Below are 14,950 nucleotides of genomic sequence, written 5' to 3' on the forward strand. Positions count from 1 at the left end.
TGTTTTATTTTAATGATTAATATCATTCCCATTCCAGCAGCCTTCTTTCCCCTTCAATTTTTTTGGTTTCAGAAATATCCTGGGACATTTCTATAACGCCACGGTAGTTCTTCTGATGATCCCTAACCGCAAAATACCGAACATAGATCAGCTTTTCACGGTAATTGAACCAAAATGATGCTTCGTTCTGCTCGCCTTTACGAAATGCTTCCAGGATTTTAAGAACGGTATCCACGCTTTTCGGAGGATGGCAGAACCTTACTTCACGGCCGATAATTCCTGCGCTCCTTGGGAAAACACGTTCTTCTCCACGGTTATAGAAAATAACCCGGTCGTTTTCATCCACGTATGTAAGATCAAGCGGCAAGGTCCTGAATAACAGATTCACCTGCTCAATGGTCATATAACCTTCGTCAAAATGCGATGCACTGTCATCAAAAATGACATCGGTTCTTAAGACTTTATCATCTGAAGGATGCACATATCCGTTTTGAGCGGGATATTTCGCAGGCGCTTCGCTCAGCATCCAGCCGATTTCATCTTCTCCTTCCCGCATCTTGATCCATTCCTCATCGGTGAGGATATCAATCGCATTCGGGAACAGAACACTTTTTTCAACTTCCATCAGGTTTTTAAGATTATGTCCGGCATACTGAATGTTCTGCCTGGCGGAATCAAGATCTTTTTCATCTATATTCTTCCGGATGATCCTGAAAATGTCACGTATGGTGTCATGAAAAGACCACATATTCCGGGAAGGGCCTGTCCAGCCTTTCTGTTCCAGAAAAGGGAAAAGCTGATTTTCTTTTCTTTCAAATCTTCTTTCGACACTTGCGAGATGATTAAACATATTATAAAATTTCTGAAATTCTTCATGAGGATCTGTTGTATTCAATTCGTCTAACAAGGACAGGATAAGCTCCTCTTCCATCAGATACGTGTGAACAGGATGCCCGGCCTTCAATTGATTTTTATCCATTTTTAAGTAAAATAAAATATTAATATCTTTTTGTCTTTTATTCTATGAAGAAAATCCTTTGGTTTAGGTTTTCTTAGTTTGATATAACAAATGTAAGATTTATACTTTCAAATAAAAGAGTTAAATATCTTTTATTTTACTGATTTATGTCATTCATTTCTATTGATGCTGACCTCCGTTTATAATCTTATAAATGTGCAGTATGCCGGGGAAAACTGCATCCATGGATTCCTCTGCTCCTTTTGTGGATCCGGGGAGCGCCATCACAAGGGTTTCACCGATCATGCCTACCAGGCTTCTGGAAAGCATCGAATATGGCGTTCGCAATTGTCCATAGCTTCTGATCGCTTCTGCTGCTCCAGGAATTTCACGATCCAGTAAAGGACGGATGGCTTCCGGAGTAATATCTCTTTTTGAAAGTCCTGTTCCTCCGGTGATTATCACTAATTGTATACCCTGCTCTACATCGGATTTTACTTTACGCTGAATGTCTTCTATTTCATCAGGGATAATTACATACTCACTTACCGTTACCTTATTCTTTTCCAGCGAAGCAATGATTGCTTTCCCTGCTTTATCTTCTTTTTTTCCTGCAAAAATACTGTCTGAACAAACAATTACGGAAGCATTGATTCCTTCTCCGGAATCTCTGAGGTCCGATTTTCCGCCTTTTTTCTCAAGCAGCCTGATATTCCTGATCTCAATTTTTTTATCAATCGGTTTCAGCATATCATACATTGTGAGCGCCACCACAGATGCAGAATGCATCGCCTCCACTTCTACTCCGGTTTTATAAATGGTATGGATTTCCGATGTGATATGAATATCCAAATCCCTGATCTCAAACTGAATGGAGGTATATTCTATAGGAAGCGGATGACAATCCGGAATAACATCACTCGTTTTTTTTGCCGCAAACAATCCTGCCGTTTTTGACATTTCAAAAACATTTCCTTTAGGGACTTCATTGTTCAAGATTGCATCGATTGTTTCCTTTGAACTGACACTGAGAACGGCTTCCGCTATCGCTTTCCTGAGTGTATTATTTTTATGGGTGATATTGACCATTAATTAATATTTAAATTATTTGAATGTTTTTGATAAAAAAGACGTGTAAACTCTGCTTCAAAATTTATTTATTTTCTTTCCATGCATGCGACTCGTCTTCCAGAATTTCTTTTCCCCAAAGTGGAATTTCTTTCTTGATTCTATCCACCATTTCGTCACAGGCGTTTATTGCTTCTTTTCGGTGCGGTGCAGAAGTGAAAACAAAGAGGCAGATTTCTCCGACTTTGATATTTCCCAACGAGTGATATATATGAGCACAGGTCAGATTATATTTCGTAATGATTTCTTCCCGGATGTCGTGAGCTTTTTCGAGCGCCATTTCCTGATAAGCCGTAAATTCTATCGACAGGACTTTTTTATCATTCTTTACATCTTCACGAATCTGTCCGAGAAAGATGCTGTGTCCGCCAATTGTTGTCTTCACGGTATGCTTGCTGATGCTTTTGGCAATAAATGAAGGATCGATAGGACCTTCGATAAATATATTTTTTATTTTTTTCATTGTACGATTGATTTTGCTCCGGATGGAAAATGCCTGATTTCTTTTTCCGGAAAATGGTTTTTTATAAGCTCCATTGCCTTTCTGCTGCGTATTCCCGAAGCGCATACGAAACAGATATTATCATACGGTTTTAAAGATTCCAGATGCTGCCCAAGAGAAGCCAGCGGAATTTCCAAAGCCTGTAAAGACTCGAGTCTCGGCTGTTCATCGGGCTCCCTGACATCGATCAAAATACTTTTTTCCTGATCCAGAAAAATTTCCAATCCGGTTAAGGATGTAATCTCATTGCTTTTATAGATATGACAGAATTCCTCATAATTGAAATTTTGAAGCTCTTCAATTGTATTGGGTCCCGACTTTTTTTCATTTCCGTTAAAATTAAATACCATCGACTGATAATTTTTAGTATTAAAAGTCAGCAGTTTATGGATTAAAATATCACCTGAACCTGTTAATAATTTGATCACTTCATTCGCCTGAAATGTACCGATTACGGATGAATGCGTTGGCAAAACTCCTGCTTCATTACAATTCGGCACTTCGTTCTGATTCGGCGGCACCGGAAAAAGATCACGGTAATTGGTTATCTGATTTTCTTTCTCTACATTAAATACTGCAACCTGTCCTTCATATCTGAAAATAGAGGCATACACCAAAGGCTTTTTCAAAATAAAGCAGGCGTCGTTCAGCAAATATCTTGTCGTAAAATTATCGGTGCAATCAGCGACGACATCGTAATTCTGAATAATTCCAATACCATTTTGCGCAGTCAGTTTTTCATTAAAAATTTCAATTTCCGTTTCGGGGTTTTTACTTTTTAAATATCGTTCTGCTACAATTACTTTTGGCAATCCAATATCTTTTTCATCAAACAAAAACTGTCGATGAAGATTCTGAATTTCAACAAAATCAAAATCAACGATTCCAATTTTTCCAATTCCCGAAGAAACCAAAAGCTGCAATGCCGGACAGCCCAAACCGCCTGCTCCAACCACCAGAACGGAAGAAGCAGCTAGTTTTTCCTGTGCAGAAATCCCAAAGTCCGGCAGTATTACTTGCCTGCTATATCTGTTTACATTCATATCTTCAGTATTAGCCTCCTGAATACGGTGGCAGCAAAGCAATTTCTGAATTCTTATTAATAGACGTATCATCATCCGATTTTATACCGTTGACAACTACTAAAAAAGTAGACTCTTTTAAAGCCGGGAATTTTTCATAAAGCCTGTTTTTCAGATCCGAAACAGAACTGATATCTTCAGAATCCAAATCATAATCATTTCCGTTGAAAAGGTCTGTGAGTTTGCCGAATATTTTTAGTTTCATATACTTACATTTAAAAGTGATCATTCAATGTGATAACGAATGACCTTCTATTTAGATAATCATTAGACAGGTAGTATTCTGTCTAATACATGCCGGATAATCATCAAAGTTAATACCTTTCCCATGATAATCGATAATTTTGAATTTAATCATGCCTATTCAAAGCCTGATCCATTGTATTTGTTATATTTTTCTTTATTGTCAGATATCCAAAATCAAATTCATAGCTGCAGATAATTGTTTTATAATCTTCAAATTATTTATAATGTGTTTTTCATAATAACTTCTGCATTCCGTAAATTTTCCGGTGTATTGATATTTAAAAACTGATTTTCAAACTCATCATTAAACGGTATGTAATATGCATTTTGCTCTTTAAGAAAGCTGGTCATTTTGAGATTTCCGCTTTCAATGGCATTTTTCAGATTATTGAGAACAGAAAAAGGATAAATTCCTAAAACCGGATACATTTTATTGCCACATTGTGCAATATTAATTCTACCGTCTTCCTTTCTGTGATGCAAATTTTTAATTAATTCTGATGAAACGAAAGGCATATCGCAGCTGCAGACAAAAATATCTTCCCCGAAAAACTCTAATGCGGAATAAATGCCTCCCATCGGACCTTTACTCAAAATGATATCTCTTATAATTCCATCTGAAATCGGATAATCAGAGTGGTTTCCGGAAATATATACTTCATAAAAAACCGGTGACACGGCATCGATAACATATTGTATCAACATTTTTTCACCCAGTTTCATCATTGCTTTGTTTTGCCCCATCCTGGAACTCCTGCCTCCTGCTAAAATGACTGCTTTCATTTTTTTAAATTTTTTCTTCAGAAAACTGGGTAAAATAATCTTCTGCTGTTTTGAACTTTTCCACAATGAGTTTTCCATAGTCTGTGAGGAAACTCTGACCACCGGATTTTCCACCGGCTTCCCTTCTTACGATTTCATGGAAAGCGTTGGTATTAATGTCCTGCACCATTCCCCACGCTTTTCGGTAAGGAATCTTTAGTAGTGCTGCTGCCTCAGAAATACTTCCCAAAAGATGAATCTGTTCGAGAAGCCGTGCTCTACCAACACCTATTTTTAAGCCCGATTCGGTTTCAATCCAGATTCTGCCTTTGACTTTCAGACTCTCCATATTGTTACTTTTTCTCCGATGTTGATTTCAGTTGCTTTTTCAGGAAACTCGACAAAACAATTGGCCTGTGCAGCAGAATCCATTTTGTAGGATTCTTGTGCGTTGAGAATTCGCACTTTCCCTTTAGAATAGCAGGCTTTCAGAAACTGTGTTTGGTCTTTGTTTTTTTTCTTTGCAAAAGATTCTGAAATGGCAAAGTCTTTTTCTTCCTCAAAATCTTTACGCCCAAAACACCCCAGTAAAAAAGGCTTTATATATTGATGATAACAGGAAAAAACGGACGCAGGATTTCCGGGCAGTGCAAAAATCATCTTCTTGTCTAACTTACCGAAATACAAAGGTTTTCCAGGCTTTTGCCTGATTTTATAAAATAATTCTGAAACACCTGATTTCTCTAAAGCAGGTTTCACATAATCATAATCTCCTACGGAAATACCACCGGTAATCAGTAAAACATCGATCGTTTCTAAACTTTTTTTTATGGCAGAAAAAGTAGCTTCTTCCGTATCTTCGACATGATTGATGAATGAAAACCCATGATTAATTTCAGCCAAAGCTGATTGAAGCGTGTAAGAATTAGAATTGTATATTTCTCCATCCAGAAGCGGTTTCCCGCTTTCCACTAATTCATTTCCTGTATAGAGCAATCCTATTTTTATTTTATTATAAACAGCTATCTTGTCAATTCCAAATCCCGATAAAAACCCGATAACGGCATGGTTAATAAACGTGTTCTCTTCTATAATTTTCGTCCCGAGTCGGGTTTGAGATCCTTTCAAACGGATGTTTTCTCCTTTTAAAATTTCATTACCATTAAATTGAATTCGGTCCTCAATTCTTGTTACTTTCTCCTGCATAATAACAGTATCAACACCATCAGGAATTTTTGCTCCTGTAAAAATACGCACTGCTTCTCCCCGGCCAAGCTCAAAATTATTTTTTGATACTCCGGCAGGAATGATATGCATAACTTTTAATTCTGAAAAATCTGCTAAATCATCAAACCGAAATCCGTAACCGTCCATCGCAGAGTTATTAAAGGAGGGAACATCTAAAGTTGCAAAAATAGGTTCCGAGGTAAAGAATCCTTGAGCTTCTAATAATGAAACCGTTATTTTCTCTGTCCGGAAAATTTGTGATTCAATAATTTTTTTTGCTTCGGAAACGGGGATAAAGTATTTCATTTTGAAGACGCTTTTAAAGTTTAAAATCGGGGATGAAATTTTATCTGGTTTTACTTTTTCTTATTTCACTCGGTTTACTTCAATGCTTTTCAGCCACTTTACATGTCGCGGACCGGTTTTGGTATCGTTAAGGCTTACCATAATCATTTCTCCTTTTTCTTTCAAGGGCCTTCCGTTTTGCTCAAATACGACATACGCTTTTTCGCCAATCGGGCTATTGAAGAATTCTGCCCAGGAAAATGTAGCTTTGTAATCATCTGAAGCTCTTGTAATGATATAGAAATTACGGTCTTTATGCTCCTGTTGGGCGATCTTTGCTTTTTCCAAAATGTCAGTCAGTAAAACTCCTTTTGTAGATTCTACGCTGTCTTTTGTCAAACCGGTCTGGCAAACAATTTTAAAATCTTTGAGTTCTATCACCTTCATTTTTTTTAAAGAATCTACCGTTAAGGTCAATGGTGTTACGACATCTCCTGTTACTTTTACTTCTTTACTTACATACTTCAAATCTTCTTTTTCGTCATGTTTGTGGCTTTCCTTTTCTTCTGAATGTTTTTGAGCGGTTTTTACAGAATTATCAGGTACAGGATTGATTGTGTCTGATTTTTTACATTGTAACATTGTCAATGCAATCATTACAACTGTAATTAGATTGGTTAATTTTTTCATTGGTATTATTTATTAAGAAGTTTATTTTATAAAAACACAGATATTTTATTATTCATTTATTTTTAAAAGACATATTCGCCATTATTTCTGCTATTCAATTGTTTTATTTTTCCCATAAATCTACTCCACTACAGCAAGAGCCTACAGCATTAACCGTTTCATATCATAAAATCTGCCGTTATGTATTTTTCAGCCTATCGGTGTTCAAATAAAATCAGCCCCCTATTTTTATCATATTTCTGTTGACAATTTCACTTTTTTTTATATTTTCCATTTTTGAGAATTGTCCACCTTTTTCTTTGTGCTTTTGAGCGATCGCAAATTGTATAATCTCGTTCAGATCTTCATTATTTCTTATAGATTTAATTAAGTCAAACTCATCTGCACCGAAAAGACAGTTTTTCATTTTCCCGTCGGAAGTAATCCGGATCCGGTTGCAACCTGCACAAAATGAATTACTCATCGTAGAAATAAATCCGAAAAGGCCTTTGCTTTCCGCATTAATTCTGTATTTTCTGGATGTATCATTTTTGTGGTCTTCCACCTTTTCATAGGGTAAATGTTCTGAAACTAAAGTCAGCATTTCAGATATCGGAATAACTTTATTTTTCTCCCACGAATTTCCGGTAAAAGGCATGAATTCTATAAATCTTAACTCGATGGGGTAATGATGTGAAAGTGCTATGAACTCAGGAATTTCGTTTTCATTGAAGCCTCGCATTATGACAACATTTAATTTTACATTAAATCCCCTTTTGATACTTTCTTTACTATTTTCCCAAACCGTTTGAAACAAATCTCTTTTAGTAATATATTTAAATTTTTCGCGGTCGAGAGAATCAATGCTGATATTGAGATTTTTTACACCACATTCTTCAAATAAATCAAAATATTTATGAAGCAAAACGCCGTTGGTTGTGATTCCTATATGAGCTCCCAGTGTTGAAATCTGACGAATGATGGATTCAAAACCGTTTCGGACCAAAGGTTCACCACCCGTAATTCTGATTTTATTGATATTGAATTTCTGAACGAAAATTTTAGAAATTTCATAAATTTCCTGATTGCTCATCAACTCAATTGATGGTGTACTTTTGAACGGCTCATCGGGCATACAATACAGGCAGCGGAAATTGCAGCTGTCAGTAATCGAAAGCCGGAGATAATTGTGTTTGCGCCCGAAAGAATCGACTAAATCAGTAGGATTTGCCATCGCTTTCATCTTGTGAATTTTTAACTTGCCCGGTTGGAATATCAGGTACATATCTCAAAAAGAAAACCGTACACATAAAAATAATCACCGAACCAATTGCCGAATACCAGGCAAAATCGATGTGCTCTTTGTCTAACGCTTTGTTGATGGTTCCAAACAAAAGCCACATCTGCAGACTGACCAGCAAAATATAAATACTGATAATAGCAACCAACATCTCGTTGACGCGGAAGGTTACTTTTTTTATGGGTTTCTTTCGTACTGACATTTTTTCGGTTTTTAATTAATTTTTAAATGCTTAAGCCCGCAAACTTTTTATCCGTGTCCGTGAGTATCTTTCGATTCTTTGATAAAATCTGTCACGTAGATTTTGTCTTCTTTTATTACAACCGTCAATTGCGGTAGCGGTCTCGGCGGTGGCCCCTGTATCACTGAACCGTCATCCGGATTGAAAAAACCGTGGTGGCAAGGGCATTCTATCACTCTATCTTCATGATTGTATAAAACAGAACAGGATAAGTGGGTACATTTCTGCTCAAAAACCTTCCATTTGTCTTCAGCTAACCTGATGAGCATGTATGGCGTTCTATGGTTCTCGTTGATGTAGAAAGTCCGCATGCTGCCGACTTTAAGATCGGTGGTCAGTCCTACGAAATATTCTCCCAGTGTTTCTTCTTTTTTGAAATGATTGAATACCGGAATTCCCAAATTCGCTAACGCTAAAGTACCTGAAAAAAAGGTAATCAGCTTGATGAATTCTTTACGTGAAACATAGGCTGCTTCCCGTTTTTTAATTGGAAAATCGGATTTCCAGGCGGGAATTTTTTTATGATCTTCTGACATGGTAAGAGGTTTAAAAAACTTTTAATTCTTCGCTGCCTTTCGGCATCATGATATTTACTTTAGTATTGACGATTTCTTTCCCGAAAATAAAACGGTTGACCGGTGTACTGTTAGGTCTTTTCTTCGCCACATTATCTCTGGTATCAAACGTTAAGGCTCCGCTTGGGCAGACAGTAGCACACATGGGTTTTAGGCCTGTGCTGGTTCGGTCGTAGCACATATTACATTTCATCATCAGCATGGCACTCTGATCCGGGATTTGCGGAACGCCGAACGGGCAGCCGATAACACAGTTGGCACAGCCGATACATTTTGAGGTATCTGCAGTGTGAACAATTCCATATTCGTCTTTTGTAATTGCGTCCGCCGGGCAAACATTGGCACAGATCGGGTCTTCGCAGTGCATGCATACCTGAACGGTTGTCTGAATGGTTTCGGCTCTGTCCACGTAATGAATATGGATCATTGAGGTTTCTCCGTTGGTTTCGCACTCAGCACACGCCATCTCACACGAGTGACAGCCGATGCACCGCTGCATATCCACAAAAAATTCCATATCGTTAAATTTTTCAAACTGTTCCGCCATAATTTTTAAAATCTAATATTGAATATCTCTACTTTGGTTGGCAAATTCTACTGAGTTTTCACCTTTTTTCCGTCCAGTCTTTTCAATTTTACAGGAGCAAACTTTGAACTCGGGTATTTTTGAAACCGGATCCAAAGCATCAATCGTCAATTGGTTCGCGGAATTCACACCACCCCAATGATAAGGGATGAAAACCGTGTCCTGTCTTATGGTTTCAACGACATTAGCAGGAAACAATGCGCTTCCTCGCCGGGTAGAAACTTTGATTAAATCATTTTCTTCAATGCCGTATTCTGCTGCCAGTTTAGGATGAATTTCCAATAAAGGTTCCGGATAAAGGTCTACCAGTTTTCCGATTCTTCTGGTTTGTGAACCGCTTAAATATTGGCTTACAACCCTTCCTGTTGTCAGCACGATCGGATATTCTTCGTCCGGTTCTTCAGTTGGTTTTTTGTAAGGAGTCGGGTTAAAATGTGCTTTTTTATCGTTTGTATTAAACTGTTTATCTTCCCAAAGTCTCGGTGTCCCGGGATGATCTTCGGTTGGACAGGGCCAGAAAATCCCCAGATTTTTTTCTACTCTTTCGTAGGTAATCCCGTAATAATCGGCAGCACTTCCTCTTGATGCAACTCTTAGTTCATTAAAAGTTTCCTCGCTTTTTTTATAATTGAATTTGTCGCCTTCCCCTAATCTACGGGCTAATTCCATTAAAATTTCGCTGTCACGTTTTGCTTTTCCGGGTGGATCAACAACTGCCCTGATTCTAATCACACGACCTTCTGAAGAAGTTGTTGTTCCCTCTTCCTCTTCCTGCAAAGAACCTGCAAGAATAATATTGGCGTGTCGCAGAGTTTCAGATAAAAAGAAATCGATTCCTGCATAGAATTCCAATTTTTCCAATGCTGCGCGGACATTGTTGTTATTCGGCAGGGAAACCAAAGGATTGAAACAGATCGACAGCAAACCTTTGATTTCTCCCCTATTGATCGCTTCAATAATTTCATAGGCACTCAATCCTTTTCGAGGCATATCTTCTTCCTTGATTCCCCAGATATCCGCGACTATTTTACGGTGCTCCGGATTTTCAATATCTCTGTTTCCGGGAAGCTGGTCGCATTTATGACCGTGTTCCCGACCGCCCTGTCCGTTTCCCTGTCCGGTTATCGTTCCATAGCCGCAATAAGGTTTTCCTATTCTTCCGGTTGCTAAAACTAAATTAATACAGCTTGAAACGTTCTGCACACCTTTAGAATGATGTTCGATGCCACGAGCGTGCATCAGGAAACTGGTTTTTGCTTTCCCCCACATTTCTGCAGCTTTGAAAATGAGCTCTTTCGGAACTCCTGTCACTTCTTCACCCCACTCGAGGGTACAATCTTTTACCGCTTCGGCCGTTTCTTTAAATCCTGAGGTATAATTATTTATGAAATCATTATCCAGCCAATTGTTATCAATTAAAACCTTCAGCATCGTATTCGTCAGTGCTGAATCGGTTCCGGGTCTTAACGGCAGATGAATATCGGCCGTTCTCGCAATCGGAATCTGGCGTGGATCAATAACGATTAATTTGGCTCCGTTATCCCGGGCTTCCCAAATTTTATGTGTTAAAACAGGGAAACATTCGCTCACATTCGCTCCGGTAATAAGGATAACTTCTGCATGAGCGAGGTCTGCCCAGCTGTTGGAAGAGCGGTCCATTCCGAATGCTTTCTTATTTCCCGCACCAGCACTCACCATACACAACCGTCCATTATAATCGAGGTTAGCGGTTTTCAATGCAACTCTTGCAAATTTTCCGACCATATAACTTTTCTCATTGGTTAGAGAAACGCCTGACAGCATCGCAAAAGAATTTTTTCCGTATTTTTCCTGAATCCTCCTGATTTCCTTAATCACCACATCGTATGCTTCCTCCCATTCTATCGGGATAAAACCTTTACCTTCAATCCTTTTATAGGGTGAAAGCAGACGATCCGGATGATTGTCCTGCATGTACCGCTGAACTCCTTTCGGACAAAGTCTGCCCTCATTAAAAGGAAAGTCATTCCACGGTTCGAAACCCACGACTTTTTTATCCTTCACTTTTAATTGAATCCCACACTGCAGGCCGCAAAAACAGCAATGTGTTTTTACCAAAGCATCGGGATTCTGAGGATTTGACCTTACGGTTCCTTTGTTTGGATAATGTTGATGCGGTCCGAATACATTAATGATTTCGTCGGCTGTTACGGGTAATCTTGCCATGTTTATTTTATTTTAACCAAAATAAGTTCCTGATTCCTGTCTTGCTTTGAGGTGCGCTTTGGCGAGCATTGCTCTTTTTCCTTCCGGGCTATAGTCTAAATAACTTTTTCCTTCTTCATTTTCTAAATCGAATCCCATTTCCTGAGTGATTTCTTTTAAATCATCGATATGCATTGAGGTAGTATATTCATCGCCGGTGTGCGGGCAAATCTGCATCCCGCGCCGTTTCCCTTCAATTTTATAAATATTTGCGCCCACCTGAGCAGGTCTCTGAAATATGTGAAAGAATTTTCCGAAAGGGATCCACATCAGAAACATTGCAACGGTAATCGCATGTATAATGGCCATAAACTGGCTCATTTTTCCTTCGAGATAGGTATAATCAAACCAAATCCCCAAACCTGTCACGGAAACAGCAACCAATAAAATTAAGGGAAGCCAGTCGCGCTCAAACCATTGGGTCGCGATTAACCCTTCATCAACAAATCTTCTGTGCATCATGATCAGACATCCTATGATTACCATGATTGCCGTCCAGACCAGGATGTGGAAAAAGAACATCGCAACAAAGGTATTCAGAGGAAAGGTCATCACGGTAACTCCCATCATATGAGTTTCGTACTGATCAATCGTTCCGGGCTTCAATGTAAAATGCAGCCATCCGAAGGTAAGACCAAACGTAACCACAAAAGAGATGAGGCAGCCTGTTGCTAAAAGAAAATGACCCAGCCAGCGCATTCTTCCTCTGGAAACAATAAACTTCTGGAAAAGAATGTTTCGTACGGAAAGGCGGATCACTTCTTTGATATAGATCGGATAATCTTTGCTGAAAATAAATTCCCACGTACGTTTCCAATATTTCTGCGTTGCCGGGCGCTGCTTCCATACTGAATGATGATACACTACTCCGAATGTCATGCTGATGGTCCCGAAAAAATAAATGATTAAAGCGGCATCAAAATTCTGAAGATTAACAGAACCTGCTACCGTAATAGCGATCACTACGAATGTAGCAATAATTGCATTAATAAATGCTTTCCTGTTGATATTGGTGAAAATGCTGAACATCCCGTTTAAATTTAAAGGTCACTCATTTACTGTATGAGGGATCCTGTTTTTCTTCAACAAAGATACAGCAATACATTTCTAAATAAGACACAATTATCTTATTTAAAATTATTCAAAATAAATGATACAAATTATATCATCTATCAAATTGAAATACAATTAATTGCAATAAATATGATTTACATCATGCTATTGAACTAATATGTTCATCACCGCTAAAAAACTATATGATTATAAAGTAAAATTAAATAGAAGCACCAATCTCAGTGCTTTACACAGATTTTCAGACATGATGATTCAACTCAGGGCCTGGGCCTGCAGCTTTGTAAGACTGATAATTTCAATCTGTTTACCGGAAAATGTAAGGATATCAGCGTTTTCCATTTCTGCTATTACCCTGTACATGGTTTCATATGTAGTTCCTATATAAGCTGCCATCTCAGTTTTCGACAGTTCGATCTGAAGTGTATTCGACTCATCAAGCCCAAAATGTTTAATGAGATAATTAAGATTAATGACAAAACGTTCTTTAACGGACAAATGGATAAAACTTCCCATTTTTTGCTCAGACCATTGCAGTTCATCTGCATAAAACATCATCAGCTCATAGGACAATGAAATATTGGCTTTTAATAAAGTTTTAAAAAAATCCAGCTCTACAAAGCACAGAACGGAGTCCTGCATGGCCGTTGCCGAAATGGGTGAATGCATATTTTCAGCGGAAATTCCCCGGTGGCCGACGATTTCGCCTTTTTTAGCAAAACGGACAATCATTTCACGTTCACCCCAATGTTTATGTACTTTAACAAAACCATCCTGAATAAAGAAAACACCCTCTCTTTTACTTCCCTCTTCAATGAATTTCTGCCCTTTCTTAACTTTGATAATATCTCTTTTAACATTAATCACTTCCCACCATTCAGGCAATATATGCTGACACATAAAGCAAGTATGGCTGCATTCGGTTATTTTTTTATTCATAGTTAAGTTCCTCGATCAACGACAAATGTAATTCAATACCATTAAAGTTACAAGATAACCCTTATGTAATTCTCCCGGACAAGTTTATGCAAAAACCACAAAGTGAATAAAAAATCCGAAGAAATCATTCCTCGGATCTAATTTAATATCGTTTAATGGGCTTAAGCCTTTAAAAACGCTCAGCTTATCTTTTTATAAATTTCTTATTGATTAACCGATCTTTTATTTTTACCGTTAAAAAATAAGTTCCAGTTTGCAATGATGTCACAGCGACCTGATTTTTTCCGGACAAGTCCTTTAACACCAGCTTACCTGAAACATCATAAATTTCCACAGGTCCAATCTTATCCTGAGTTTTGATATTAATATAATCTGATGCAGGATTAGGATAAATATATATATCGGCATCATACTGAGTATCAGAAGTTGCCAGAAGATTTGAGTCTGCTATTTTAATATTATCAACAGTAAAGCCTGTACCAAAGTCGGCATACCCAAAATCAATAATACTGACATTGGTTGCTGTACTTGAGATGCTCTTACTGCCTAAAAGTGTGTTATTTACAAAATACTGCACCGTATTGGTGGTTTTATTGATTACCATTTTAAAATTGTACCATGTATCTGGTGAAATATTAATGGCAGTTTCATCTGTATCTTCCGTTATCCCATTATAAACAGCAAGATTCCCCTCCTCAAAATCTATTACAAAAGCCCCTATGATAGAATTGCTGTTATCGCGGACTGCCATAAAATAATCTGAGCCATCAATACCTTCGATCTTGTAATCAAAAGAATATTCGGTCATATTAAAACCAGTAATCGTTTTTCTGATACTTCCATCGTCGGTTGTATTGTTACCGGATACCTGTAAAGCATTTGATCCTGTTGTCGCAGCTGTATTGCTCACCATTCCTGTATTAGGTGCTAAATTTCCCAAATAATTCCACCCTTGCTGATTGTTAATATCCCCTAATGTATATCCCTCTGAAGTTTCGAAAGATATGGTTTGGCTGAAAGCCAACAAACAAAATGAAATTGTTGCAATTAATGAAAGTAATTTTTTTATCATAGTGTTATAATTTTTAATGCGCTAATATACATAAAATTAAAAATGTGTATTTACAATAAGAGA

At 37.8% G+C, this 14,950-nt stretch carries 17 protein-coding genes; all 17 read right to left on the minus strand.

The features are described 5' to 3' along the window. Positions 1-22: 22 nt before the first annotated feature. On the minus strand, positions 23-979 hold the full coding sequence (locus MKJ01_RS12345) for a DUF438 domain-containing protein (protein WP_241614440.1): 957 nt from the start codon (positions 977-979) through the stop codon (positions 23-25). A 159-nt stretch (positions 980-1,138) separates the two neighbouring features. Further along, positions 1,139-2,047 carry a bifunctional molybdenum cofactor biosynthesis protein MoaC/MoaB gene (moaCB, locus tag MKJ01_RS12350; RefSeq protein WP_241614439.1) on the minus strand — a complete coding sequence of 303 codons (909 nt, stop codon included), beginning with the start codon at positions 2,045-2,047 and terminating at the stop codon, positions 1,139-1,141. Positions 2,048-2,111: 64 nt separating this feature from the next. Continuing rightward, a complete protein-coding gene (locus MKJ01_RS12355; protein WP_241614438.1) occupies positions 2,112-2,549 on the minus strand; it encodes a molybdenum cofactor biosynthesis protein MoaE in 438 nt (145 codons plus the stop codon). Further along, a complete protein-coding gene (locus tag MKJ01_RS12360; RefSeq protein ID WP_241614437.1) occupies positions 2,546-3,631 on the minus strand; it encodes a ThiF family adenylyltransferase in 1,086 nt (361 codons plus the stop codon). The genes MKJ01_RS12355 and MKJ01_RS12360 overlap by 4 nt, the downstream gene beginning before the upstream one ends. A 10-nt stretch (positions 3,632-3,641) precedes the next feature. Beyond that, complete coding sequence (locus MKJ01_RS12365; RefSeq protein ID WP_241614436.1) at positions 3,642-3,875, minus strand: MoaD/ThiS family protein; 234 nt, start codon at positions 3,873-3,875, stop codon at positions 3,642-3,644. Between the two features lie 260 nt (positions 3,876-4,135). Then, positions 4,136-4,699: a molybdenum cofactor guanylyltransferase gene (locus MKJ01_RS12370; protein ID WP_241614435.1), complete on the minus strand. Its 564-nt coding sequence runs from the start codon at positions 4,697-4,699 to the stop codon at positions 4,136-4,138. Between the two features lie 4 nt (positions 4,700-4,703). Further along, positions 4,704-5,027, minus strand: coding sequence for a winged helix-turn-helix domain-containing protein (locus tag MKJ01_RS12375; RefSeq protein ID WP_241614434.1), 324 nt, complete (start codon positions 5,025-5,027; stop codon positions 4,704-4,706). Continuing rightward, positions 5,015-6,211, minus strand: coding sequence for a molybdopterin molybdotransferase MoeA (locus MKJ01_RS12380; RefSeq protein ID WP_241614433.1), 1,197 nt, complete (start codon positions 6,209-6,211; stop codon positions 5,015-5,017). Before MKJ01_RS12380 ends, MKJ01_RS12375 begins: the two co-directional genes overlap by 13 nt. 60 nt (positions 6,212-6,271) lie before the next feature. Then, positions 6,272-6,880, minus strand: a complete 609-nt coding sequence (locus MKJ01_RS12385) for a molybdopterin-dependent oxidoreductase (RefSeq protein ID WP_241614432.1) — start codon at positions 6,878-6,880, stop codon at positions 6,272-6,274. Positions 6,881-7,094: 214 nt separating this feature from the next. Further along, complete coding sequence (gene moaA / locus MKJ01_RS12390) at positions 7,095-8,102, minus strand: GTP 3',8-cyclase MoaA (protein WP_241614431.1); 1,008 nt, start codon at positions 8,100-8,102, stop codon at positions 7,095-7,097. Then, positions 8,077-8,361: a DUF6755 family protein gene (locus MKJ01_RS12395; RefSeq protein WP_241614430.1), complete on the minus strand. Its 285-nt coding sequence runs from the start codon at positions 8,359-8,361 to the stop codon at positions 8,077-8,079. Before MKJ01_RS12395 ends, moaA begins: the two co-directional genes overlap by 26 nt. 47 nt (positions 8,362-8,408) lie before the next feature. Continuing rightward, a complete protein-coding gene (locus MKJ01_RS12400) occupies positions 8,409-8,936 on the minus strand; it encodes a ubiquinol-cytochrome c reductase iron-sulfur subunit (RefSeq protein ID WP_241614429.1) in 528 nt (175 codons plus the stop codon). A 10-nt stretch (positions 8,937-8,946) separates the two neighbouring features. Then, positions 8,947-9,522 (minus strand): 4Fe-4S dicluster domain-containing protein, encoded by a 576-nt coding sequence (locus MKJ01_RS12405; RefSeq protein WP_241614428.1) that lies wholly within the window; start codon positions 9,520-9,522, stop codon positions 8,947-8,949. A gap of 12 nt (positions 9,523-9,534) precedes the next feature. After that, positions 9,535-11,766 (minus strand): molybdopterin oxidoreductase family protein, encoded by a 2,232-nt coding sequence (locus MKJ01_RS12410; RefSeq protein WP_241614427.1) that lies wholly within the window; start codon positions 11,764-11,766, stop codon positions 9,535-9,537. Between the two features lie 12 nt (positions 11,767-11,778). Further along, positions 11,779-12,834: a hypothetical protein gene (locus tag MKJ01_RS12415; protein ID WP_241614426.1), complete on the minus strand. Its 1,056-nt coding sequence runs from the start codon at positions 12,832-12,834 to the stop codon at positions 11,779-11,781. A gap of 297 nt (positions 12,835-13,131) precedes the next feature. Next, on the minus strand, positions 13,132-13,815 hold the full coding sequence (locus tag MKJ01_RS12420; protein WP_241614425.1) for a Crp/Fnr family transcriptional regulator: 684 nt from the start codon (positions 13,813-13,815) through the stop codon (positions 13,132-13,134). 184 nt (positions 13,816-13,999) lie between these two features. Continuing rightward, positions 14,000-14,887, minus strand: coding sequence for a T9SS type A sorting domain-containing protein (locus tag MKJ01_RS12425; RefSeq protein ID WP_241614424.1), 888 nt, complete (start codon positions 14,885-14,887; stop codon positions 14,000-14,002). Positions 14,888-14,950 lie beyond the last annotated feature (63 nt).

This window comes from Chryseobacterium sp. SSA4.19 (genome assembly GCF_022601875.1).
Taxonomy (GTDB): domain Bacteria; phylum Bacteroidota; class Bacteroidia; order Flavobacteriales; family Weeksellaceae; genus Chryseobacterium.